Below are 25152 nucleotides of genomic sequence, written 5' to 3' on the forward strand. Positions count from 1 at the left end.
CGTGACCTTGGGCTGTTGATCATGCGGCAGGCTCAACTTTTGAGCATCAGTCTCAGCAGCGCGCACTACCAACCCAAGCCTGAATCGCCCCGGCTTTGAACTGACCCCCAGAAGTTGGACGAACTTCAAGGGGTCCCATGGAGAAGTACGAGACAGAGTTCAAGCTCAAAGTGATTAAGAGCTTTCTAGCTGGCGAGGGCGGTACCAAGTTGCTTGCACGACGCTGGTCAGTGCCCGAAGAGAAAATTCGCACCTGGGTCAGCCACTACCGGTTGCACGGAATTGCCGGCTTGCGGCCCAAACGAGGCTCCTCCACCGCGCATTTCAAGCTACAGGTACTGTCGCATCAGGATCGTGAACAGCTCTCGAGCCGCCAGGTGGCCGCGATCTACGATATTCGCAATCCGAACCAAGTCGTTGTCTGGCGGCGCGCCTTCGATGAAGGCGGTGTGGCAGCACTCGAGAGCAGAAGGCAAGCGCGACCCATGAAGGCAGAGAACCCTAATCCAGAACCACCAGACGCGGACAGCCCGAGCTCGCACAGTGCGCTGCGTGAAGAGGTTGAGCGACTGCGCGCGGAGGTTGCGTACCTAAAAAAAGTGCACGCCTTGATTCGAGCGAAGAGATCACTTGCGCCGACAAAGCGCGCTTGATACTCGGATTGAGGCATCACCACAAATTGGCGGACCTGCTGCGGGCAGCAGGGCTTGCGCGCAGCACTTTCTACTACCAGTGCAACGCGATCCAGCGTATCGAGCCAAGCGGCTTGGAGGCAAAGGTTCGCGCCGTTTACGGTGAACATAAAGGCCGCTACGGCTACCGAAGAATCACGGCAGCGCTGCGCAATTCGCTGGGGGTGTCCGTCAACCACAAGTGCGTCCAGCGCCTCATGAAGGAGATGGGATTGCGCGCGCTGATTCGGGCGAGGAAGCGCTCTCGGCACGCCCCTGAAATCAGCGATGTGCACGTGCCAAACGTCCTGAAGCGAGACTTCTTCGCGAAGACTCCCAATGAGAAATGGGCGACCGACATAACCGAGTTCAACGTGAACGGGCAGAAGCTCTATCTGTCGGCCTGCATGGACTTGTACAACGGCGAGATCATTGCGCACCGCATGGCCAGGCGCCCTGTCTTCGACTTGGTCTCCGGTACGTTGGATGTGGCACTTGCGCGGGCCAAACACGTCGCTGGACTGACCGTACATTCAGACCAAGGCTGGCATTACAAAATGCAGCCATACCGGGCGATGCTTGCGCATCGCGGGGTAACGCAAAGCATGAGCCGAAGAGGCAATTGCTTTGACAATGCTGTGATCGAAAGCTTCTTTGGCACCCTCAAGGCGGAGTACTTCCACCTTGAAAAACTTGGCGACGTTGATGAGCTCGAAGCGGGCGTGAATGAATACATCCACTACTACAACCACGAGCGCATCAAGCTGCGATTGAAAGGGCTTAGCCCGGTTCAATACCGGTTGAGAAACACCGCCTGATCGGCGGGATCACAATGTCCAACTTCTGGGGGTCAGTTCAAAACCGGGGCGATTCAGATTGTTCGGATTTCCGGGGCCAGCTCTGTACATGGACTACCTTCATGTATTCCGAGATTTCCGCCGCACTCCCGTCTGCAGAAAGTCTCGCCCCTTGCATGCTTCGAAGCCATGATTGTTGCGTCCGGACTGAATTTGACCTCTATACCGGCGTCTTACTCACCCAAGAGTGGAACTTGTGATTTCCGCCAACACGGCGATTGCAAGGCGCTGGACAGGGTAAGCGCACAATTTCGGCGTCTGGGTCAAAAGCGACCCGGTGCCAGCACTGCGACGTCTCAGAAGCTGCCGAGACTGACCGGATTCATCGAGAAGCGAAATACACCAACGTACCGAGTATCGCGACCACGCTGCTGGTCATTACCCACTTCAAAGGACCAGCCATCCCTTGTGCGGGCACCTTATCCAAGCTGCCGGCAGATTTAACCGCCGCCACTGGCAGAGGAATATTCTTGCCAATATAGCTCTGCGGCGCTTGCCTCTTGGATCGCTCTAGTTGCTCTTCGTCCGGCAACTGGCGCGCCGCATCGGCCTGTTGTCGCAAATAGGTAATTGCCGCTTCGAGCTGCTCTGGCGCAAAGACATACGGATTAAACCGTTCCATTCCCCAGCCTCGCATTAAGTCGCCTAGCGCCCTCTCGCCGGGCACATACTTCATTGACCAGTCGCCGAATGTACGCTCGCTGACCGGCACGCGTGCTAGTTCCGTTACGTCGCAATGCCTAGGATCGGCTTCGATCTTCTTGTAGAGCGTCAAGACGGTCTCTTCCTCGCCTTCAAGACACTGCAAAAAGCACCCGTCGCCGAATAACAAGCCACCGACGATTTGTTGCTGTCGGTTGTTCTTTCGCGACTTCGCAAGAATGCGGGCCACACCCAGATCGAGGCCCTGCACTTGTGCCTCAGGCGGCGAGGTGGAACGGCTGGCATATGTGAAACGAATCAGCTGGCTCATCGCACTCCCGATAGTTGACGTTAATGTAAGTTAATGTAAGCTCAGAACGGCCACATGTCCATGCTTTGACACAGCTTGGTAGCAAACTATTGTGTTGCGCACGATCCTAATTTGAGCCCTATGCCGGCGTCTTCGTGACCCGAGAGCGGGGATTACGATTTTCGCCAATACGGAGACCGTGATTTGCTGGACAGGCTTAGCGTAATTCCGGCGTTTGGGTCAAAAGTGGGCTGGACCGATACCCGCGCAGAGTCGATGCTGCGTCGAAATCGTCTTAGTGTCTTGCGGCCGCCATACGTTGGCTCCCCCGTCGAACGTTCTCGATGTCTTCAATTAGCGGTTGTCAGGGTGACAAGATACTCGGCGCAAACTCCCACAACGCTGCATCCCGCGATTGCCTGCCCGTCCTTCACCAACGCGACGTCCACCGATGGCGTGATCGACCTTCTTCATTTCGTTCTTCATTCCACCGCAAGCTGAACGCCGGACATCCGTATAAAGCCCGATGCGCACCTGAGCTGTGCTTACTTCGAGGTGCCAGCGCTCACCTAGCTTGGAGCTTCTAGTCGGGCCCCCGTATGAGCGCGCGCAAAAGTGGCGCCGCAGTAGGTGGATCGCTCGCATACAAGTCAAGGTTAGCGCCGGGCGAGAAGCTTCTGAAAACGGCTATGTTGTTCGCATCCCATTCCAGCAGATGCATTGACCAGTCGGGGAAAGCGCGCCGGGGAAGCGTGCGCCACTCGAGCCGGGTGGCATCCGCGTGGCGAATGTCCGACTGGATTCTGGCAAAAAGTTCCTCGACAACGGCTTCTTCACCCTCGAGGTATTGCAAGTACACCCCATCGAGGAAACCCAGGACGCCGGTCACTCCAAGGCCCGGGTTGACCTCGTGGCACCACTTCAGGATGGCGGGCAAGTCGTTACCGGTCTCTAAAACCGCACGACTGACATAGACAAGACGGAACAGCACGGCGCGATGCTGCCAGACGACGAGCGCCGCCGCAATCGAATCGAGGAGCGCGCAGTTCTTGTTGGCAGAGCAGCTGTTGGAGACAACCGCAGCGAACGGCACCGCGAAGGGTGACATCGGGTTCGACCTACGGCCTTAAGTTTTTGGCCACAGTGCCGAAAACAAAGAGGCGACGGCAGTCGGGCTCATACTTATTCCAACGAGGAGCGCACCCATAGCTGAACGACCGCCGAAATGCACTCCGCCTCTCATTAATTTGTGGACTCTCAATGACACCTATCGTATACGCCGCCTTTGCTACGCCGGAGCTTCTCGGCACGCTGGACGGGTTCACCGACGCGCAACTGGATGCGCTTGATTTTGGCGTTATCGGCTTCGATGCAAGTGGTGTGGTGCGCCGCTACAACGCGTTTGAGTCACAAGCGGCTGGACTCTCCCCGCAGCGGGTATTGAGCCAGCCCCTATTTACCGTTGTTGCACCGTGCATGAACAACTTTCTGGTTGCACAGCGCTTCGAGGATGCCGTAGAGCACGGTACAACCCTCGACCAGGTCATCGAATACGTGCTGACCCTGCGCATGCGGCCTGTCAAGGTCCAATTGCGTTTGCTCGCGTCGCCCAGCGGGCTGTTCCGCTACGTTCTTGTCCAGCGCGTGGGCTGAGCTCTCCCACATGGCTTTTTCACTTGAGGAAGACTACGAGGCGCTGACGCAGTTTTTGTATATCGCACCCATCGGACTGGTGCAGGCGCATACCGACGGCGAGATCGTGATGGTGAATCCGCTGTGCGCCCAACTGCTGATGCCGTTGTCGCGCGATGGCGGTTTGTCAAATCTGTTCACTGCGCTCGAAGGTGTGGCGCCAGACCTTCGGCACATGGCCGCCGCCTTTGAAGGCAGTCATGGCATGGTTTGCGATGCCTTACACCTGCAAGTCAACGCGGGACGTGGCCACAAAGACGCACAAATCCTGTCGCTCAGCCTGCTCAAGCTGGACGACCGGCGACTGATGGCCGTGCTCAGCGACGTCACCAAATCCGTCAAGCGCGATCGCGAACTGCGCCAGAGCCTGGCGTGGATAAACACCATCGTGACCGGCCTGACCGACTACGCGCTGGTGGCGTTGGATGCGAACGGCTGCGCACAGAGCTGGAACCCGAGCATCGGGCGTGTTGCGGGCTTTGCTGGCGAAGCTACGGTCGGACACTCCTACGCAATGTTCTATCCGTTGGACGGCATGTCGGGCGACCGTGCGCTCGACCGGCTGCACGAGGCCGACGACAGCGGCTGGAGCCTCGACGAGGGATGGCGAGTGCGGGCCGACGGGACGCGCTATTGGGGTAGCTGCCTGATCGCACCGCTGCACGTGCCTGGTGATGACCCGTCCGACGAGCGGCAGACGGAGCGTTCCTACAGTCTGATCATTCGCGACATATCCGACCGGCGCGACGCCACCGAGGCGCTGCGGCAGTCGGTTTCGAGCGACCACCTCACCGGACTGGCCAACCGTCGCGCGTTTTTTGACGCAGCGAATCTCGAACTCCGGCGCTGGATGCGAATGTCCAGGCCCCTCTCCGTGGTGATGATCGACGCAGACCACTTCAAGGGAATCAATGATGAACATGGGCATTCCGGAGGAGACGCCGTGTTGCGGCATCTTGCCGCAGGCATGTCGTTTACCTTTCATGCGATGGACGTCGTCGCGCGGGTGGGCGGAGAAGAGTTTGCCGTCCTGATGCCGGGGATCACACTCGAAGCCGCCGAAGCTGCTGCGCTACGGCTTTGCCGCAGCATTGAAGCGCAAGCCGTCGAGATTCACGGCACCTTCATCCGCTACACGATCAGCGCCGGGGTTGCGACGATGCAAGAAGGCATTGACGGCGTGGACGAGTTGCTGCAACGCGCCGACTCGGCAATGTACCTGGCCAAGTCGAAAGGCCGCAACCGCGTTGAGCGCTGGGTAGGTAAGACCGATGCCGGCGCCGATGCCGATCGCAATCTCGCCAAACACATTCATGGCTGAAGCCGCCGCCGACGAAGCCCTTGTCCAGTTTCTCTATCGCGCACCGATCGGCCTGATCCAAACCACACTCGACGGCACGATCATTCTGATCAATCCGATGTCGGCACAGTTGCTAATGCCGCTGGCGGTCGACGGAGCGCTGGACAACCTATTTGATGTATTGAAGACCGTGGCGCCCGGATTGCGCAATCTTGCAAACGCGAATGCGCAGCCTGGCGATATCGTTTGCGACGCATTGCCACTGCAGGTCCGGCAGCTCGGCGCAACGCGAGGTGAGCCGCTATTTCTGGGACTTCACATGATGCGGCTGGACGACACCACGTTGATGGCCTGTGTGACGGACATAAGCGTGGTGGTGCAGCGCGAACAGCAGCGGCTGCAGGCGCTGCTTCATGGGCAAAAGCGCGTTGATGCGTTGACATCTTTGCCGAACCGAACGGCGGTACTGGAGCGAATTCACCGGGCGCTAAGTCGGGCACAGGAAGAACCTGCGTACGACTTTGCGCTCATGCTCGTCAACGCAGACCGATTCGAACGTATCAACGTGACCCTCGGCCACGCGACCGGCGACGAAGTGCTGTGTCTCATGGGACGCCGCGTGAGCGCGGCCGCGCACGAGTTGGGCGCTTCTCTTTCCTCCGGCACGCCATCGCCCCTCGCAGCACGGCTGGGCGCAGACGAATTCGTGCTGTTCCTCGATATGCTTGAAGGCAGTGTGCTCGCTGCGGTCGGCGCAGCGGATCGGTTGGTCAGCATGTTGCAGGAGCCTTACGCCATCGGCGAGCAGACTGTGCACCTGTCGGCGAGCGTGGGCTTGGTGACAGGCAAGGGCTGTTCTGGCAATGCCGAAGGACTGCTGGAGCTCGCCAGCCTGGCAATGCGCGATGCCAAGCGCGCAGGAGGTGCACGCCGCGTCGTTTTTGAGTCGGAGATGATGGATCGCGCCCGACAGCTCGGCGATCTGGAGCTAGGGTTACGCACCGCGCTGTCCGGGGGGCAACTGTGCACCGAATACCAGCCAATCGTCGCCCTTGCGGACGGCTCAGTAGTGGGAATGGAAGCACTGGTGCGCTGGCGCCATCCGCAACGAGGCATGGTCATGCCGGCCGAATTCATCGCGGTGGCCGAAGCCACCGGCCTAATCCGCGAGTTGGGCGACTGGATCATCAACGACACCTGCCGCCAACTTGTCGTATGGCGCGCGCTCCTGGGCGACCGGGCACCCCGTACGGTCTCTGTCAATCTGTCGCGAGCGCAGCTTGCCGATCGGAAGATCGTCGAGCGCGTCGCTAACGCGCTTGAGGCAAGCGGGTTGCCGGCTGCCTGTCTGCAGCTGGAAATCACTGAGAGCCTGGCCGCACAAGACACTGCGGTTCAGGCCCGGTTGAGTGAGCTCAGGGGACTCGGGTTGACCTTGGCGCTTGACGATTTCGGGACCGGCTACTCGTCGCTGTCCAGCCTGCACGAACTTCCTGTCGACGTCTTCAAGATCGATCGCTCCTTTGTCACCCCGATCGAAGCCAGTGCACACCACCGCGTACTCATCGAGGCGATCGTCCACATCGCGCGAAGTCTGGGCATGGTCACGGTAGCAGAGGGTATTGAGACCGCTGGCCAAGCAGCGTTGCTGCGGACCCTCGGCTGTGACAAAGGGCAGGGCTATTTCTACGCGCGACCAATGGCGGCCGATAGGGCGACAAGCTGGCTTCACGGGGATGGGGCCACGATCAGTAACCATGTCGCAGTACCGGCGATATGAGATTGCCGAACAGTCAAGCCCCATCATTTGCTGCGCGCGCTGAACCGCATTTAGTTGTGCGATTGCTACGGCCCGTTGTCACCCTGAAGTTGACTTTAACCAGGGGTACGAAGTGACGAAGCCGTGTCGGGGCGACGCTGATTTTAAACCGCGGCTGGGACGGCACAGGAGCCTTGCACTATGCCGAGAGGAGTCGTTGAACGAACTAGTTCCTTGATCCTGCACTTGACGCGGATCGTCACCCAGCATGAGCTGTTATTTCACTTGGTTTGGATGCGGTTGTTCCTCATGCCACCCAAGTGGAAAGCACCTGAGAATGCGGGGGCACACCCTTGTATGCACCCCGGCAGTTTCCGCTTTTCGCCAACGCAAAATACCGGCCTGCAAGGCTGTTGCCGAAATTCCCGGCGTTGGTCTTCTTACGGCGACGGCGGTCGTCGCCAGCATGGGAGAGCTGACTGCGTTCAAGGATGCACGGGAGTTTGCAGCGTGGGCCGGACTGCTTCCGCGCCAGACTGGCACCGGTGGACGGGTACGGCAGCTGGGCATCAGCAAGCGCGGCGATGCTTACCTGCGAACGCTGCTGATGCACGGTACCCGGGCCGTCGTGATCCGATCCAAGGATGGTCCGACATGGCCATGGCTGACCGCCTTGTTGCAGCGCCGGCCGCAAGCGTGGCCGTCGCCGCGGTCGCGAACAAGCTCGCGCGGACGATCTGGGCGGCCCCGGCACCCGGCCCAGCCTGACGCCCCGAGGCGTGGCTGGCCGCGTACAGACGGCGAAGAAGATGAAAACAACGAAACAAGCAACAGGCTGGATATGAGACTGCAGCCCTGTCTCCTGAATCGTCACGAACATGAGTTCTTGCAATCCGGGAGGCGCCCGTTTACACGTCTCCCGACGTCCCGAAAACTGCATTCCGTTTTAATGGGTTAAGTTTCACATTTGATCTGACAATTTGAAGCGCTGTGACAAATTCTGACATGCGTGACATTTAATGGCGTTGTGAGAAAAGTTTGGATTGCCGTACGTTGTTTTTATCTGGGCCTTCCCGCAACACACTTTTTTCTGGCTTACCAAGATGCTTGTAGATAAAAGTCTCGCTGTTCCTGAGTCGAGCCTAAAACAGCCTGACACTCGTGCGAGCTCGCCTCGCCGAGCGGTAATGGCGATCACGGCGTTCGTGGTATTCGTGTGCGTGGCACTGCTTGGGGTCAATGTCTGGCTGGCGCTTCAGGCGCGCGATGAAGCCATCCGTCAGGCCACGCTGGCCGACATGAATCTGACGCGGGCGATTGCCCAGCAGATGAACAGCCTTTTTTCCGAAACTGCCAGAATTCTGGACACGGTGGCATTTGAACTTGGGCGCGTGGACGGGGACCCCATCGCTGTCCAACACATGCACCCCATGCTGGTCAACTATGCTGCGGCGACTGAGCAGATCCACAGCCTCTTTGTAATGGACGCCCAAGGCCAGCGGATCGTCAGTTCCGAATCAACTGGCAATGCGCTTGCTAACGATTCCCAGCGGGCCTATTTTACTTACCACCGCGACAGCCTGAGCCTGGCGCGCCATCTGGGCAAGCCTTATCTCAGTCGGATTGGCAACGTCTGGCTCATTCCGGTTTCGCGGCGCCTCAACGACTTGGACGGCCATTTCACCGGCGTGGTGCTTGCCACCGTCAAAGTGGCCCATATCCAGCAGTTGATGGCGGACTACGAGATTGGCCAGTACGGGGCGCTGTCGCTGAGCCTGTCCGAAGGAGGTCTGTTAACGCGGCGTCCGTTTACTGAGTCCGACATGGACAAAACCGTAGCGGGTACTGCCCAGTTTTTGCTGCTTCAAAAACATCGGTCCGGCACGATTGAGTTCGTCTCGCCCCTCGACGGTGTGGAACGGGTGGTGAGCTACCAATACCTGAAGAACAACCCATTGTTTGTGACCGTGGCGCTATCCAAGCAGGAACTGCTGCAACCTTGGCGGACCACAACGTATGTTCAGACAGTCTGGATCGTGCTGCTATGTAGCTTTGTGGGCCTGTTGGGCAACAAGGTGGTCCGCTTGATGCGCGACCGACTGCGAGACGAAAATATGTTGCGCAAAGCGCGCAACGAATTGACTGTGACCAACGCGCAGCTGACCCACCTGGCGCACCATGACGGGCTGACCGGCCTGGCAAACCGTCGCTACTTTGACGAAACCCTCATGCAGGATTTCGCGAACGCCCGCAGAACGGGCCGGCCAATGGCACTCATCATGGTCGACGTCGATCACTTCAAACTCTACAACGACATCTACGGCCATCCCGCGGGCGACAGATGCCTACAGGCGGTGGCTTGTGCCATCGCGTCGGCAGTGCGCCAGCCCCATGACTTCGTGGCGCGCTATGGGGGTGAGGAAATAGCCGTGCTCCTGCCCGAGACGGATACAGCAGGAGCGGTCGTGGTGGCTGAGGCTATCTGCCTGACGGTGGCGAATCTGCAGTTGCCCTTTGTCTCCAGTGTTTTGGGTTACGTCTCTATCAGCGCAGGCGTGGCAGCGCAGGTATTCCCTGGCCCCAATGCCGGTGCCGATGAACTACTGGGTGCCGCTGACAGAGCTTTGTACCGAGCCAAAAGGGGCGGCAGAAACCGAGTGGTGACGGAATTTGACCCAGCTGTGAGTGCCGCACTGTGAAAGCTTCCGCAGCGGCGCCGGTCATGTTTGACCCCGAGACTTTGTTTTTGACGCCTATGCCTTTGTAAATTTACAGGGGCTCACTGGTTGGCGACGATTGCTTTGTCCGGCGTGTTGTCTCACGAAGGAATGTTACCCGCCGGCCGGTTGTCGTTTTGGCTCTCTATCTGCCCTGTTCAATTCAATGATCGAAGGCTGTGGGCATGTGGTCGAAGGCTGCGGCGGTGGGCAACGCAGGCCGCACAGCGGCGCGTTGTCCACGGTCGCGGCCGGAGAGCCACAGGCGCATCGTCCACATGTCCATAGCCTGCCGGGCACGAAGCGCCCGGCCCCCGTGAGCCGCGAGGTTTTTTCGCCGCTGTTTCACACTTCAGCCGGTATGCCGGTCGACTTACGCAGTCGGCCCAGGATCATTTCTTTCGCCCGCTCGGCACGCCAGGCTTTGACCCGGCGTTGCAACGTTCGCAGTTGCGCATTGCCGGCATAGGCTTACGGGAACATCGTTGCCAATCGTTCCATCAACTCCTTGGCCGAAGCGGACGGCTCGGCAATCGGCCAGCCGTCAACGAGCGGCCACGCGTCGGCGAACGGATCAACCTTTGTGCGCCACCAGTGCTTGGCGCCGGGCTGCTTGCATGCGTGGGTCGAGCCTGTCCATTCTTCCACGCCGTGGACAGGCTCTTGAGGAAGGCGTCGACGACCGGCGATCTCGCCGGCGCGGCACCGCTTGGCACGCCATGCGCTGCGATCTCACTCAGTGGCTGCTGCGCGTTCCGAACATCTTGCAGCAACTGCACCGGGTCGAGGCTTTCGAGCTGCGCCTTGAGCTGCGCATTCATCAGCGGTTCAATGGCCGCGTGAGCCAGCAGCCGATCGCAGGGGGTCGCCGGTGTGAAGTAAATCTTGTGAACCTTGGCGCCGTCGCGTGTTTTGGATTTCAGCTTGAACGATGGTTGAAAGAAGTTCACGTAAAGGCGAGATGAGGCGTACGGCGTCGCCAGGGCCTTCGTCGCTCCAACCCCGCTCAGACGCCCGCAGCCGACCAGCCTGCGCACGATGGGAACGTCAGCAGTTGGCATTCAGCTTTGTTGCTCAAGCACTCAAGCGCACAGGTACAGCATGGTTGGCAGCGTAAGTCACAAAGAAATTGTTGGGACGGTTCGGTCATGGAGCGCTTCTCCTTGAACTTGAAGATGGTGTGCGACTGGCAGCACAACTACGCCAACCATGCCGAGGCCATAAGCAACATTGCCTTCCACTCCGTCGGCAGAGTGTGATGCGGACTTCACTGCCTAAAATCACGTAACAAAACGTTCGGGACTATGCATCCCGAAGGCATAATTCGAAGACCATCACCCTGGCAAGGCAGCATATGAAGGGCATTGTTTTTAATTTGCTTGAGGAAGCCGTCAGCAACGATTTCGGCGAAGCGACCTGGGACAAGCTGCTCGATGAAGCGGACTTGTCGGGCGCCTACACTTCTCTCGGTAACTATCCCGACAGCGAAGTCGTAGCCCTGGTCGACGCGGCATCTAAAGCGCTGAACCTGCCAACCCAGGACGTGCTGCGCTGGTTCGGCCAGCGCGCCATACCCTCGATGGTTGCTCGCTACCCCGTTTTTTTCAGCAGTCATACCGAAACGCGCAGTTTCCTGCTCACCTTGAACAACGTCATTCATCCTGAGGTTCATAAGTTGTATCCCGGCGCGAACACGCCGATGTTCGATTTCGGCGCCGGCGACGATGGCGGCTTGATCATTGGCTATAGCTCGCCGCGCAAGCTGTGCGCGTTGGCGGAAGGCTTCATGCAGGGCGCCGCCAAACACTTCCAGGAGCAAGCCGACATCACGCAGTCACAGTGCATGCATGAAGGAGCTTCCAAGTGCGTATTACATGTCCGATTCCATCAATGACGCTGAGTCTGCGGTTGCCGACGCCGAAATCGCACGCCTGAACCGACGCCTGCGGCGCGAGTCTGCCGCGCGCCACGAAGCCGAAGCGATCGCTGAACACGGCCTGCGCGACCTGTTCCAGCGGCAGCAGGAAATCGGCCTGCTCGAATCGATTGCTGCGGCATCGAACGAGGCTGACAGCGTTGAAGACGCTATGCGCCATGCCCTCGCCGCAGTATGCAAGTTCGCCGACTGGCCGTTAGGCCATTTACTGCTGGTCGACGGCGACGCCAGATCGACGTTCGATTCCACCATGATCTGGCATGACGAAAGCAGCGGCCGCTACGACGCGCTGCGCGCACTGACCGAATCTATCGCATTTGGACGCAGTATCGGATTACCGGGCAGGGTATGGGAAAGCAGCGCGCCAGCATGGGTCAACTCCAACAGTCTCGATGCGAATGCTCATCCGCGTCTGCCGGAAGCGGAGCGTGCCGGTCTGCGCTCCCTGTTTGCATTCCCGGTCATGATCGGCACTGAAGTGGTGGCAGTGCTCGAGTTCTTCAGCATGAAACATCAGACGCCCGACGAGGCGCTGCTGCGCCTGATGGGCCAGATCGGTATGACGCTCGGGCGCGTCGTCGAGCGCAGGCGCACCAAGGACAGGTTGATGCACGACGCGCTGCACGACCCGCTGACCCAGCTGGGAAACCGCAAGCTGTTCCTTGACCGCCTGCAACAGGCCCACTTACGCGCCCAGCGCGTGCCGGGCTACCAGTTCAGCGTGTTGTTCATCGACCTTGACCGTTTTAAAGGCGTCAACGACGGCTTGGGGCATCAAGCCGGTGACCAGCTGATCATCGCCACCGCCAACCGCATGACCAACTCGCTGCGCCACATCGACATGATGTCGCGCGGTGAGGGCGATGTTGGCGGCGCCGATTTCGTGGCGCGCATGGGTGGCGACGAATTCACCATCCTGCTCGACAACATTAGCAACGAGCGGGTCCCTGTGCGTGTAGCCGAAAGGCTTCTGAGTGTCATGGCCGAGCCCGTCGTGCTGGACGAGCAGCAGGTCATCGTCACGGCCAGTATCGGCATTGCCCTCAGCGCGAGCGGCTACACCGACGTGCATAACATGCTGCGCGACGCCGACACTGCCATGTACTACGCCAAGCAGAAGGGCCGCGCGCGCTGGGTCATGTTCGATACCGCCATGCAGGACAACGCTTTGCGCCGCCTGAAGCTCGAATCGGAATTGCGGTTGGCGCAGGGCCGTGGCGAACTCTGGCTGGCCTACCAGCCGATCGTCACCCCCCGCGACGGCCAAATACGCGGTTTCGAGGCACTGCTGCGCTGGGACCACCCAGTGTATGGCGCGGTCGGCCCGGCTGAATTTATACCAGTGGCCGAAGAAATCGGCCTGATCGTCGGGATGGGTGGTTGGATACTTCGGAATGCCTGCAACCAACTGCGGACCTGGCAGCAAGACAGCGGGCAGCCGCTGACGATGAGTGTCAATCTGTCGGCCATGCAGCTGTCCGATGATCGCCTGGTCGCGCTGGTCGCGCAGACCTTGAGCGAGACCGGTATTCTCGCTGGCACGCTAAAACTGGAATTGACCGAAAGCGCGGTCATGGCCGACCCTGATCACGCACTCGATATTTTTCGGCAGTTGAGGGAATTGGGCGTCAAGTTATGCCTCGACGATTTCGGCACCGGCTACTCTTCGCTCAGCCAATTGCGGCGCCTGCCGCTCGACACCCTAAAAATCGACCGCTCCTTCGTGACCCAAATGGATCGTCAAGATGACAAGCGACAGATTGCCGAAGTGGTCGTGATGCTGGCACACACCCTGGGCCTGGACGTGGTGGCCGAGGGCGCCGAGACGGCCGCCGAGGTAGCGCTGCTGCAGGGAATGGGAGCCGATTTCGTGCAGGGCTACTACTACTACAAGCCCATGAAAGCTGATGCAGCCGGCGCGGCTTGGCGCGAACAAGGTGTGCTGCGATAAAAGAAGTGATCGACATTATTCTGGTGCACAAGTACGCGCCTTTGGGCACGACTAGGTGCCGACCGACTGCGCCATGACAGAAGCAGCCCGCCATTTTTGCATCACACCCGCCGCCCGAAGTACTGTCCAGCTGATTGCCAGCTATCGCAGTGTGCGACTTCATTAGACCAGGACACGTGCAGCAGGGCGCGGATGTTGCGCTGGCAACATCATGCGATGTTGGCGCCGGCGCGTTTTTGACCCTGACGCCGACACTGGGCTGACCCAGACCGTCACCTCCCAACCCAAGTGCTGGCGGTGATTTCTAATGCCGGCCAATGGTTCAATGTGTTGCCGCCGACGCCGATTTGAGCCATCTTCCGGCGCGGCAGTGAGCCACTTCCTTGGCACTGGAATTGTCGCTAGGCTTGGCTTTCGGCTCAAATCTCCCGGCTCATTCAAATATCGGCGCCTGGCTCAAATTCGCGTCGGCGCGGACAGCCCAGAATGGTTCATGCGAGGCCTATTCCCACCGCCGCGCGCCGAATCAGGCTCTCGCCGTCGTCAGCAAAGTGAAAGGCCCGCAGGAAGTCGGTCACGCTGTAGCCCGGGTGCTCGCGACGCAGGGCTGCAACCGCCTGCAGGGCCTCGTCGTGGCGGCCCGCCAATTCGAGGCAATGCGCCTCGATGCCGCGGATGTGCTGGTGTGCGTTGGGTCGCGCGCTCGCCCGCACGGCCCAGTCGGCGGCCTGGTCCATCCGACCCTGGCGCATCAGCGCCATCGCCCGCGTAGCCAACATGGCAAATAGCATCGGATCGAACGGGCTCAGCTCGCGGGCGTGGTCGGCCGAAGCAATGGCCGCATGGGCATCGCCCGACTGCGAGTGCACGAAAGCTAGCGCGTAATGGCCCTGCGAGAAGTTAGGACTGAGCAGGACCGACTGGTTCAGTTCGGCGAGTGACTCAGCCACCTGTCCGCGCAGCCAGTGAGCACGGCCCAGGGCCCAGTGGATCGCTGGATCCTGGTCGTCAGCGATGAGGCCTTCGTTGGCATGGCGCCAGGCGAGTTCTGTTTCGCGCGCCCGGTCGCCCCAACCTTGGAAGGCGTTCTGCCAATGCGTGAATGAGAGGCCCGCGTGCGGGCGCGAGAACCCCGGCTCCAGGCGTGTGGCGGTTTCGAACCAGTGGCGGGCTAGTTCATTTTCTTCGCGTCGGAAGCGGTACATGTGCTCCAGGCCCCGGTGGTGGGCTTCCCACGCATCGAGCGACCCTGGGGGTTTGAGCACGGCGCGCTGACGTTCGGCGAGCTCGACCTGGTCTGCGATGGCGGCCACCAGCTGGTTGCACAATTCGTCCAGCACGTCGAACGGTTCCGACTCGGCCGCGCTCAGGCTGTCGGCCCAGACTACGCGTGCGCTACGGGTATGGATGAGCTGGGTCGACAGGGCGATCTGCCCGCAGCCTCGGCGCAAAAGACCGGTGGCCACGTAGTCGACATCGAGCACGCGCGCAGCGGCTTCCGCTCCCATGCCCCGCGCCTCAAGTGCGCTAGTGCTGGCCGGGGCGATGACGAACAGGCTGCGCAGTTTGGCCAACCTCGTTGTGACGTCGTAGGCCAAGTAGCGACCGAAGCCACTCGAACTGCCGTAAGGCAACTCCTCGAAGGGCATGACGGCGACCGACCCGCGACGCAGGTGGGGTGGCTCACTGGCGGAGGGCGGCGGTTCCTGCACCACAGCGCGGACCGCCGAGCCGCCGTGGCGCTCACGCGCCAGACGCCACGCTTGCACAAGGTCTGTTGCGTCCTGGCCTTCGCAGTCGAAGAGTCGGACGGCGGTCGCGAGATGGGCATCGCCTTCGCGAAGCTGGCCGCGCCGCGCAAGCGCGTCGAGCAGGCGCTCGTGCGCGCGGCGGTCATGCGGCAACAGGCGCAGCCACCGGCTCAGGCAGTCCAATGCCTCGGCGGATTGGGGCGGAAAGTGGTCGGCCATGCGCTCCAGCAGGGCAATGTAAAGGCTGCGCCAGCGACGCCGCTCCGCCATCACCCAGTGAGCGTAGATAGGCGCACCGTCGATGTCGAGGCCCGCCAGAAATTCGCCGTCGAAGCCCGCCGCGTGGATGGACGACGCCAGCGTTGCGCTGGAATCGTTGCGGCTGCGGACCTGCGACTCCAGCTCGCGTACGTCGATTATTCCGTCGCCCAAATCCAGATGCACGCCTTGCGCGTTAGCCAGCACGCGCTTGCGCAGCGGCTCGTCGAGAAGGGCACGCAGCTTCGACAGGGCGCTACGCAACTCGGCGCGAGGATCCGAAGGCCGGTCCCAAAGCATCTCGCAAAGTTGGTCGCGGGACATGGGGCGCGGGGCCAGCGCAAGCAAAGCTAGTAGCGCCCGAGCCTTGCGTGATGGGGGCAGGATGAGCGCCTGCCCGCGCCGCAGCATCGCCATCGGACCGAGCAGGCGGAGCTCGAATTCGGAGGACGAGGCAGTGAATTCAACAGTCGTTGCCACGCTCAATTCCACGCGGATTGCAGCGCTCAATGCCACGCCCGAAGCACACAGTTGGCCTCTGTCTCCCGCAAGTGAAGGAGGCTTCGATCCCCAACCTGCAAGGAGCCCGTCATGTCCCCATTATCTTCGCCCACCTCCGCCAGCACAACCGCCGATCTCGCGGCCGTCAAGGGTCGACAGCAGGCGGCCTGGTCCTCCGGCGACTACGCGATCGTTGGCACCACGCTCCAGCTCGTTGGCGAGCTGCTGGCCGAGTCCTGCGACCTGCGCACCGACGAAAAGGTGCTCGATGTCGCAGCCGGCAACGGCAATGCCACGCTCGCGGCTGCGCGGCGCGGCTGCAAGGTGACCTCGACCGACTATGTGAGCGCTCTGCTTGATCGCGGCGCCGAGCGCGCGCAGGCCGAACGCCTCGAGGTGAGCTTCCAGACCGCGGATGCCGAGGCGCTGCCCTTCGCAGCGAACGCGTTCGATGCGGTGCTCTCCACCTTCGGCGTGATGTTCACGCCGGATCAGGACAAGGCCGCGGCCGAGCTGCTTCGCGTCTGCCGACCTGGCGGTCGCATCGGCCTAGCGAACTGGACGCCCGACGGCTTCATCGGCCAGCTCTTCAAGACGCTCGGCCGCTACGTGGCGCCACCGGCCGGCGTCAAACCACCCTCGGCCTGGGGCACCGAAGCGCGCTTAATAGAGTTGTTCCCTCCCGCCCAGGCGACGATCTCGACCACGCCACGGTTATTTAATTTCCGCTATCGCTCTGCCGCCCACTTCGTCGAAGTCTTCCGCACCTGGTACGGCCCCACCCACAAGGCCTTTACCGCGCTGCCGACCGACAAGGCGGCGGCGCTGGAGTCAGACATGATCGAACTGCTGACCAAGGGAAACCGCGCCGGCAGCGCATCTCTGGTGGTGCCCAGCGCGTACTTGGAGGCGGTCGTCACGCGGCGCTGACCCGAAGAAAGAGCGCCCAGTGGCCCTCTTGCCGATAAAGTTGGGCGGCTTTAAGGTCTCCCTCCCGGAGGCTTCACATGAGCAGTCGAGAAACCAAATGAGCGCCGCGATACCCTATTGGCGCGAGGCCGGCTCCGGCCCTGCGATCGTCTGCTTGCATTCGAACGCCAGTGTGTCCGGGCAGTGGCGCACGCTGATGACGCGTCTGGCGGACCGCTATTGGATGCTCGCACCCGACTTGTACGGGTCAGGTCGGAGTCCGGACTGGCCCTCCGACAGCACCATTACCTTACAGGACGAAGTCGATCTGATAGAGCCGGTGTTGCGAAGGGCAGGCGATCCGTTCGGGCTCGTCGGTCATTCGTACGGAGCTGCAGTGGCCCTGCGCACGGCTGTCCAGCACCCGACCAGAGTGCGAGCGCTGGTGATCTATGAGCCAACCCTGTTCTCGCTGATCGAGATGGAAGGCCCTGCCCCGAACGATGCGGACGGGATCCGGAATGCGGTGGCCGCGGCGGCTACGGCACTGGACGGCGGAGATCGGTTTGAGGCGGCCCGCTGCTTCATCGACTACTGGATGGGGCCGGGGAGCTGGGCCACTACCGCGGAAAACCGCAAGGTCGCCATCGCCGACTCCGTCGTGAATGTTCGACGGTGGGCTCATGCGCTGTTCACCGAACCCACGCCGATTTCGGAGTTTGGCCGACTCCAAATGCCGGTGCTATACCTCACAGGCGGGCGGTCAACTCAGTCTGCCCACGGCGTGGCACGTCGACTGTTGAAGGCACTCCCGAACGTCTCCTGCGTGAATCTTGCCGACCTAGGGCATATGGGGCCGATCACCGATCCCGACGCGGTGAATCGGGTCATCGAGAACTTCCTCCTGCGATCTGTGTAGGCGGTCGCTCAATGCAGAGATGCTCCCACACAAGAAGTCCGTGTCACGCATCGGCAGACTCAGTGTGTGCGCCGCCAGGTCTTCCTCAGATTCCAGACGTTCGTGCGATCGCCCGCGAACCTCCAACAGCGACCTCCTGACGATGACCACATTGGCCAGGCCGAACGGGTTCAATAGCTGTCCCGTGTTCTTGGCCATCCCCTTGTCGCGCGCCTTCCTGTGACGAAACAGGTTCTTGGCCACATGGAACGGATGCTCGACCTTGTCGCGGATGCTGGCCTTCATCTTCTCCGCACGTTCGGCCAAGAATTGGTGCTCGATGAACTCGTTGAGCTTTCTGCGCTTACCCCTCCTGATAGCCAGCGTCACCGAAGGCTGCATGCTCCTCACCATGCAGCAGCGCCCCAGCAACGTTGATGTCGCTTGTGTTGGCTGCCGTGCCAATCACCGTGTGGACCAGGCCCGACTGCGCGTCGAAACCGATGTGCGCTTTCATTCCAAAGTGCCATTGATTGCCCTTTTTGGTCTGATGCATCTCGGGGTCTCTGGCATTGCTAGCGTTCTTGGTCGAGCTGGGTGCCGCGATGATGGTCGCGTCCACGATGGTGCCGGCACGCATCAGAAGTCCCTGTTCGGCAAGGTGGGCGTTGATCTCGTCGAACAGGGACTTGGTGAGGTCGTTGTCCAGCAGCAAGCGCCTGAACTTGAGCAACGTGGTGGCATCAGGCACCGATTCGCGCGACAGGTCGATGCCCACGAAGTCGCGCAGTGCCTGGCTGTCGTACAGGGCATCTTCCAACGCCTCGTCGGCCTGGCCGTACCACTGCTGCAGGCAATACATGCGCAGCATTCGGGGCACGCCGATCGGCTGACGGCCCAAACGCCCACCGGTGGGACGCAGCGGCTCTATCAGGGTGATCAGGCGGGGTCAGGGCACGACGCGTTCCATCTCGGCAAGAAACTTCTCCCGGCGCGCTCGCTTCTTCTTCAATGCGTGCGCGGCGCTGGCAAAGCTGCGTTGGTTCATATCCGTTGCCCTTGTAATCTGGTCCTCTCGTGCATGCATGAGGCGTGCCGGGATCGATCAATTGATCAGCGTCTCCTGAAAGGAATACGTGGCGCAGCATTCGCCTAGGTAACTACTTGAGACCCGGCTTGAATGATTTGCAGGCACACCCGGGCATCTGCCTGCCAGTCGAACGCAGCGTTTCAAATGCCCATCATTGTTGCGGCCGGCGGAGAATTGAGAAGTTTGCTGGCGCCTCACATCATTGCCAGCGCTGGCGTTGGATGGTGGCGTATTGCAGCCACTCAATACCGGCATGGGTCAAAGCCGCGCCGGCGCCAACACCCCTCAGGCTTGTCCAACTTCTGGGGGTCAGTTCAAAGCTGGGGCGATTCAAGTAGCCCTGGAAGGTGGCCACCGTGCGGTGCCCCGTCATGGCCATGGCCTCGCCGATCGGCATGTCGCGCAGACCCGCCTCGGTAAAAAGCCGGAGCACAGCTGGCTCGGGGTGCCCTCAGTGCGTAGCGGGTGTCAGGCAGAGACCGGCTCAGGCTGACCAACCAGCGACGATGCCGGGATGCCGAGATTGAGCAGGCGGCGGATCATGGGCATGGTGAGAGGGCGTGTGCGATTGAGGATTTCATACACGCGATTGCGAGGACCAATGTAGGGCACCATGTCGGCGACGGTCAGGCCGGATTGCTCCATGCGAAACTTGATGGCATCAATCGGGTCTGGCAGCGCTATCGGGTAGTGCTTTGCTTCATAGACTTCGACCAACGTGCCCAGCACTTCCAGCGCTTCGCCATCGGGCGAATCGGGTGCAGGGTCAAGGTCGATCAGCGCTGAGACGCGCGCCAGGGCCGCGCAGTAACTGTCTTGATCGCGGATTGCTCGAACTTCCATTTGGGTCACTCCTTTGACGATGGACGGATTTACTTGAACTGATCGACAGTTGCTGCATCGATCGAGTCGTATTCGGCGTGCGTGCCGATGAACTTCACAAAGCCCCACTGCGTTTGATATGCAAACGCCACGATCAACCGGTGCTTGTTGCCAGCAATGTTGAACACCACGCGCCTGCCGCCGACAAGACTCGAATTTGCGTACTGCGCCTTCACATCGTCCGAGCTTGTCCACTTCGCCAGCTTCGCTACATCAAGCCACGCCTCGATTGCTGCCTTTGCGTCGCCCCGATTTGGCCGCTGGTAATAGGCCGTGAGATTTGACTGGGCTACGATGTGCACCGGCCATTTTAGTACCAATTCGGGACTATGGCAATCGCCTTGGATCGACACGATCGCGTTAATCGCGCGGAGCCGACGGTGACCTTCATGCGTGGGTAAGTTCAGCTGACAGGCCTGCTATTGGCGCAAACCTGTCGAGCCCCGGCCTATGCGTCCTTCGGCGGCGGCGTATCCAGCATGCTGGCCACCTTGCTGCGACGGATCGCCGCCGACTGGTAGTCGCCCTGTCATGGCCATGGCCTCGCCGATCGGCATGTCGCACAGACCCGCCTCCGTCACAAAACCCGTGCGCAGCGAGTGCGCCGAGAACCGGCCGTCCAGTCCCGCGGCCGCGCAGCGTGGTTGATGCCGCATCTCCCTTCGGCCCCGCGTGCCGTCACACATAAAGCGGTACCTCCACGCACACCTTTACTACGGTCGAGAACCAAAAGCCCATGAGCTGTTGGAAAGCTCCTCATGGTTTGCTGATGCCGCTTGACATGCGGAATCAGCTTCTCTCCGATTCAGTAGGAGATCGTGATAGATCCATCGCCGCCAACCACACCCGAGGCGCCGCGATTGGTGCCAACAGCATAGGTCGTGCCGGCGGGCCCGGTGCTGCCGCCTCCACCACCACCGCCATCGGAGCCGGGACCACCACCGGCGGCACCACCGCCCCCGTAACCGCCGCCGCCTGCGCCCGCGCCGCAGCACGTGTTGCCGGCGTCACCACCGACGCCCGCGCCCGCACTTACGCCTCCGGCGACGCCCCCGTACGACTTGCCTCCTGCACCGCCGTTGCCGCTGCCGCCCGCAGGTCCATTTGGATAGCCCATAGTGCCCCCGCCACCCGAGCCGCCAATGCCAGCATGACCGCCCGCGCCGCCGCTTATGTGGACGCCTCGGCTGCCCGATCCATCGGCGTTGGCGCCAGCGTCGCCAGCGTTGCCATTGCCCCCCGCGCCGCCACCTGCACCACCACCTGCGCCCGCGATGACTTGGTTGGTTGCGCCAGCGTTGACATTGGTCGATCCGCCCCCTCCTTGGTTGCCGCCACCGCCCACGAAGAGGTTCAACGTATCCCCAGGGCCGACGACCATGGTGGCGGTAACTACTGCCCCATTGCCGCCGATATATCCGGACTTACCTCCTCCGCCTGCGCCGATCGCGACGACGTTCAATGACGTCACGCCAGTCGGCACCGTGAAGGTGTACGCGCCTGGCACCGTGAAGATTGGCTGTGCCTGTACCGTCAGCGTCGCATTTGAGCTAGATCCATTGAGGGCTGCAGTCAACGTGGCTGCACCCTGTGCCACACCAGTTGCCAAGCCATTGCTGCCAGTGGCATTGCTGATCGTCGCGACGCTGATTTGGCTGGACGACCAGGTTGCAGTGGTGGTGATATTTTGAGTTGAACCGTCGGTATAGGTACCTGTGGCCGTGAACTGCTTTGTCGCGCCCGTGGTCATGGTCGTGCTGGGCGGCGTCACTGCGATAGCGGTGAGCGTCGCAGGCGTCACGGTCAAGGTCACCGTTGGCGCAAGCACGGTACCCAGACCTCCATTGACTGACGTCGTACCGGTGCTGCCGGAAGTCGCCAGTCCTGTCGCGCTGAGCGCTGCGACTGTCGTGTTACTGGAGCTCCAGGTCACTTGCGTGCTCAGATCCTGCGTGGTCTGGTCGGTGTACGTGCCGGTCGCGACAAACTGTTGAGTTGTACCGAGCGCGATGCTCGAAGTGGCCGGCGTCAGTGCAATGGACGCAAGCGTTGCCGCAGTCACATTGAGCGTCGCGTTACCAACGACATCTGCGCTCGCGCAAAAGTCTGCGGCCCTGCATGTCACCATCAGAGTCGTCATTCCGGGCGTAAGGCCGCTCGCCAAGCCCGACGCATCGACAGTTGCCACAGCAGCACTGGTGGAAGTCCAGACAACGTTCGATGTGATCACCTGCTTGGTGCTGTTGGTGAACGTGCCAGTGGCGACAAACTGCGCCTGCGTTCCCGCAGCAATCGCAGTGCTGCCGGGCGAAATCGCAATGCTCACGACCTTTGCCGGGGTCACAGTGACGCTAGTGGTTCCACTTTGACCGGCCAGGCTGGCGGTCACCATTGCCTTGCCAGTGGCCGCGCCAGTCGTGAGGCCTGTGGTTTGTGCGACCGTTGCCACCGTCGCATCCGACGATGCCCAGGCGACCTGCGCAGTCACATCGGCGTGAGTGCTGTCGCTGTAAATTGCAGTTGCGGCGAGTTTTGACGAAGTGCCTGCTGCGACGATCGGATTGACCGGGTTGATTTCAATGGCCGTCAGCGTGACCGTTGTTGGTGCATTGGGCGTAGCGGGCAGAATCGGCAAAAAAGCACCACCCCCGCTGCCACCCCCACCACAGCCGCTCAACGCGACGAAACCTGCCAGAGCGATGCCCTTGACGTAGCCCAAAAAACCTTTTTGGAAACCCGTAGCCATTCATGATCCTGTCTGGGATCGATTGGCGCTATCTACAGCGCCATCGAAAGTTGCTTTATTTGTTTTTTTGTCCGGCTATGCGTTTGAAGCGGTTGCCCGACCGCGCACTGTCACAACAAGTATCTAAACGCAACGAAGGAAAAAACATGGTGTTGCGGAAACGCCTAAGCCCGAATATGGCGACCGCGATGCCAAAGATTTAGCGCTCAGAATTCGGATCGCAAAGAACGGTAAACGGTCTTTGGACCCGAGTTTGAGATCGATCGTCAGAGAATTTTTCGCAGCGCCGGCACTCGCAGCAGCCATCCAGCGAAGATGAAGCACAGTGCGCAGGTCACCGTGCCCGTCACCGCAAACTTCACCAAGCCATTGGTCGGAACGCCGCGCCACGCCAAAGCCACCGCCACCAACACAGGCGGATGAATGATGAAGATCGTATATGCGCGGCGCACCAAAGATTTCCACAGACCGTCCAAGACGGTGAATTTCCGTTGGAACTCCCAGAGCAATTTCAAAATCACTCCCCAGGCAACGATCGGCTCCCAAAAGGCATAAACGTAGCCCAATACCGGTTCGCGGAGCCCCGGCACAGCGCGACCAAGGAAATAGACGATTGGCAGTGTCGGCAACGCGAGGAGCGCCACGCGCCACCAGGTGCGCACCTTGTCTGCCGGCAAGAACTCAAGCCAATGGTGCCGTGCCGCAAAGCAACCGAAGGCGAACAGAACCACGTAGCTCGAAAAATACCCGAGTTGCAAGCCCCAGACGTTCACACCGACTGGCCAGAATACGCGCAATACCAGCGCGACTGCCCCGGTGACTGTTGCCGCTCCGAGCATCGCGACATTTGAAGGCCAGGGCGCTATTTCGCCCTGGCCCGGCCACAGTTGTTGGAGACGCGGCGTCAGTTTCAACCAGAGCATCGCGACACAAGCGAAGATGAGTAATGCCTGTGCGAACCACAGTGGGCCATTCTCAAATGTCCCGTCGCGCAACAGCTTCACCAAGGTATCGGCGAACGCGTGGCCGCGAGCCGTTTGTGCCATTGCGATCGTTACGGGTCCGAGGAGCCAGCCAAAAAACAGGAGCGGCAAGCCGAGCCGCTTAAACCTATCTATTGCGTAGCGACGCGTCCCGTGTCGCTCCACAGCACCGGGCGTGAGATACCCCGCAAGCAGAAAGAACAGGCCCATGAAGAAAGCCTGATTGACCGTGCAGAAATAGACCAGCAGGGTGGAGGACAGGGAGCGGTCGGTGGACACTTCGCGATAGAACCAGCCACCGATCGCCCCGTAGGTAATGGCGGTGTGATGCATCACCACCAGAAGCGTCAGACTGGCGCGGAGGGCATCCAAGCCCGCGTTGCGGGCGCCCGCACTTGCGAGTTGCGGGCTTGCCACCCAGGCCTGCTTACTCACCGATTGTTGAGCTTCAAACTCCTGGGCGGGTTTTATGGTGACCGCCGTTGGCAAGTGCGGTTGCATAAAAATGTCCGGCCTTAGACATTCCGCGAGACTGATCGGCGGCGGCGTAACTCTTCGGGATCCACGAACTGAGCCTTGATGACGCGCAGCCCGCATAGGGCGACCCCGAACACGAGAATCCACCTAGACCAAGTGACGCTACCCGTCTCATAGACGTCGAACCCGACCAGCAGGCCGACGATGACCAGGAACCGCAGCAAGCGGTAGTACAGGTAGGAGAGCTTTTTTACAGGGACAGGCTGATTGGAAGAGGCCGCCACCGGTACACCCTGGACGGGCGAGGAAGGAGGAGGTTCAGCGGTCGCAGGACCGGTCGGCTTGAGACTCTCCAACTCGACCCCGAAAGCGCTCGCGAGCGACATTCTTGTCTCTGCGGACGCGTTGGCGTCAGATTCAACGCGCTGGACCGTACGCAAGCTCAGGCCTGCTACCGCGGCAAGTTGCTCCTGAGACCACGCCCGCTCCTCGCGCAGTTTTCGCACTAGTTCCGGGTCAACTTTCATCATTTCCATTATGCGGTTCCCTGTGAATGAAACGGGTTGAGATTGGCCAGGCAGCAGACGTCGCCGACTCTCGCATCGATGCGTGTGGCCCACCACGCCAGGAAGCCGCCACGTGACGACAGTTGGCCGCCATCCCCGTAGTGGCGGCTCTGTTGCGCAAAGGCACCGCGTATCCGTCATCTCCGGTTGTCGATTTAAGCTGTACCGCAACTAGGGAGACGCTTATATGGGCGCCTCCCGGATTGCAAGAACTCGTATGTGTGAAGATTCAGGAGGCAGGGCTGCAGTCTTATTT

General features: G+C 60.7%; 19 protein-coding genes and 2 pseudogenes. 11 read left to right on the forward strand and 10 right to left on the reverse strand.

All coding sequences use genetic code 11. The features are described from left to right. Positions 1-137 precede the first annotated feature (137 nt). Positions 138-1489 (forward strand): IS3 family transposase gene (locus QN397_RS10000; RefSeq protein ID WP_323500824.1). Its coding sequence is split into 2 segments (ribosomal slippage): positions 138-599 and positions 602-1489, totalling 1350 coding nucleotides; the frame shifts between segments, so codons are not numbered across the junction. A 361-nt stretch (positions 1490-1850) separates the two neighbouring features. Here the strand turns inward: QN397_RS10000 and QN397_RS10005 are convergent. Both QN397_RS10005 and QN397_RS10010 read right to left on the reverse strand, forming a co-directional pair. Then, on the reverse strand, positions 1851-2501 hold the full coding sequence (locus QN397_RS10005) for a BLUF domain-containing protein (protein ID WP_323500825.1): 651 nt from the start codon (positions 2499-2501) through the stop codon (positions 1851-1853). Positions 2502-3063: 562 nt separating this feature from the next. Beyond that, a complete protein-coding gene (locus QN397_RS10010; protein WP_323500826.1) occupies positions 3064-3588 on the reverse strand; it encodes a BLUF domain-containing protein in 525 nt (174 codons plus the stop codon). Between the two features lie 152 nt (positions 3589-3740). Between QN397_RS10010 and QN397_RS10015 the strand changes: the two genes are divergently transcribed. From QN397_RS10015 to QN397_RS10050, 8 genes and pseudogenes are all read left to right on the forward strand, one after another. Continuing rightward, the gene (locus QN397_RS10015; RefSeq protein ID WP_323500827.1) at positions 3741-4133 is read left to right on the forward strand and encodes a PAS domain-containing protein; all 393 of its coding nucleotides are present in this window, start codon (positions 3741-3743) and stop codon (positions 4131-4133) included. Between the two features lie 214 nt (positions 4134-4347). Then, positions 4348-5493 carry a sensor domain-containing diguanylate cyclase gene (locus QN397_RS10020; protein ID WP_323500828.1) on the forward strand — a complete coding sequence of 382 codons (1146 nt, stop codon included), beginning with the start codon at positions 4348-4350 and terminating at the stop codon, positions 5491-5493. Beyond that, a complete protein-coding gene (locus tag QN397_RS10025) occupies positions 5486-7252 on the forward strand; it encodes a bifunctional diguanylate cyclase/phosphodiesterase (protein WP_323500829.1) in 1767 nt (588 codons plus the stop codon). The genes QN397_RS10020 and QN397_RS10025 overlap by 8 nt, the downstream gene beginning before the upstream one ends. A 379-nt stretch (positions 7253-7631) precedes the next feature. Then, positions 7632-7999: pseudogene (locus QN397_RS10030) on the forward strand (transposase); the annotation flags it as partial. 419 nt (positions 8000-8418) lie between these two features. Then, positions 8419-9930: a sensor domain-containing diguanylate cyclase gene (locus QN397_RS10035; RefSeq protein ID WP_323500830.1), complete on the forward strand. Its 1512-nt coding sequence runs from the start codon at positions 8419-8421 to the stop codon at positions 9928-9930. 635 nt (positions 9931-10565) lie between these two features. Then, positions 10566-10913 (forward strand): hypothetical protein, encoded by a 348-nt coding sequence (locus QN397_RS10040; protein WP_323500831.1) that lies wholly within the window; start codon positions 10566-10568, stop codon positions 10911-10913. A gap of 389 nt (positions 10914-11302) precedes the next feature. Continuing rightward, a complete protein-coding gene (locus QN397_RS10045; RefSeq protein WP_323500832.1) occupies positions 11303-11842 on the forward strand; it encodes a heme NO-binding domain-containing protein in 540 nt (179 codons plus the stop codon). Beyond that, a complete protein-coding gene (locus tag QN397_RS10050; protein ID WP_323500833.1) occupies positions 11823-13835 on the forward strand; it encodes a putative bifunctional diguanylate cyclase/phosphodiesterase in 2013 nt (670 codons plus the stop codon). The genes QN397_RS10045 and QN397_RS10050 overlap by 20 nt, the downstream gene beginning before the upstream one ends. A 491-nt stretch (positions 13836-14326) precedes the next feature. On the opposite strand, the gene QN397_RS10055 is transcribed toward QN397_RS10050, so the two are convergent. Continuing rightward, the gene (locus QN397_RS10055; RefSeq protein ID WP_323500834.1) at positions 14327-16324 is read right to left on the reverse strand and encodes a transcriptional regulator; all 1998 of its coding nucleotides are present in this window, start codon (positions 16322-16324) and stop codon (positions 14327-14329) included. 111 nt (positions 16325-16435) lie between these two features. On the opposite strand from QN397_RS10055, the gene QN397_RS10060 reads away from it, so the two are divergent. Next, complete coding sequence (locus QN397_RS10060; RefSeq protein WP_323500835.1) at positions 16436-17275, forward strand: class I SAM-dependent methyltransferase; 840 nt, start codon at positions 16436-16438, stop codon at positions 17273-17275. A 97-nt stretch (positions 17276-17372) separates the two neighbouring features. Next, complete coding sequence (locus QN397_RS10065) at positions 17373-18173, forward strand: alpha/beta hydrolase (RefSeq protein ID WP_323500836.1); 801 nt, start codon at positions 17373-17375, stop codon at positions 18171-18173. A 111-nt stretch (positions 18174-18284) separates the two neighbouring features. Here the strand turns inward: QN397_RS10065 and QN397_RS10070 are convergent. The 7 genes and pseudogenes from QN397_RS10070 to QN397_RS10100 form a co-directional block, all read right to left on the reverse strand. Then, a pseudogene (locus tag QN397_RS10070) lies at positions 18285-19200 on the reverse strand (IS5 family transposase); the annotation flags it as partial. Positions 19201-19441: 241 nt separating this feature from the next. Further along, positions 19442-19675: a hypothetical protein gene (locus tag QN397_RS10075; RefSeq protein ID WP_323500837.1), complete on the reverse strand. Its 234-nt coding sequence runs from the start codon at positions 19673-19675 to the stop codon at positions 19442-19444. A gap of 35 nt (positions 19676-19710) precedes the next feature. Next, positions 19711-20085 carry a transcriptional regulator gene (locus QN397_RS10080; protein WP_323500838.1) on the reverse strand — a complete coding sequence of 125 codons (375 nt, stop codon included), beginning with the start codon at positions 20083-20085 and terminating at the stop codon, positions 19711-19713. A gap of 29 nt (positions 20086-20114) precedes the next feature. Beyond that, positions 20115-20477 (reverse strand): type II toxin-antitoxin system HigB family toxin, encoded by a 363-nt coding sequence (locus QN397_RS10085; protein WP_416352323.1) that lies wholly within the window; start codon positions 20475-20477, stop codon positions 20115-20117. Between the two features lie 452 nt (positions 20478-20929). Continuing rightward, positions 20930-22870 (reverse strand): Ig-like domain-containing protein, encoded by a 1941-nt coding sequence (locus tag QN397_RS10090; protein WP_323500839.1) that lies wholly within the window; start codon positions 22868-22870, stop codon positions 20930-20932. A gap of 266 nt (positions 22871-23136) precedes the next feature. Continuing rightward, the gene (locus tag QN397_RS10095; protein ID WP_323500840.1) at positions 23137-24354 is read right to left on the reverse strand and encodes an acyltransferase; all 1218 of its coding nucleotides are present in this window, start codon (positions 24352-24354) and stop codon (positions 23137-23139) included. Positions 24355-24368: 14 nt separating this feature from the next. After that, a complete protein-coding gene (locus QN397_RS10100) occupies positions 24369-24866 on the reverse strand; it encodes a helix-turn-helix domain-containing protein (RefSeq protein WP_323499601.1) in 498 nt (165 codons plus the stop codon). Between the last annotated feature and the right edge of the window lie 286 nt (positions 24867-25152).

Source organism: Variovorax sp. RTB1 (assembly GCF_035018765.1).
In the GTDB taxonomy this organism is placed as follows: domain Bacteria; phylum Pseudomonadota; class Gammaproteobacteria; order Burkholderiales; family Burkholderiaceae_C; genus Variovorax.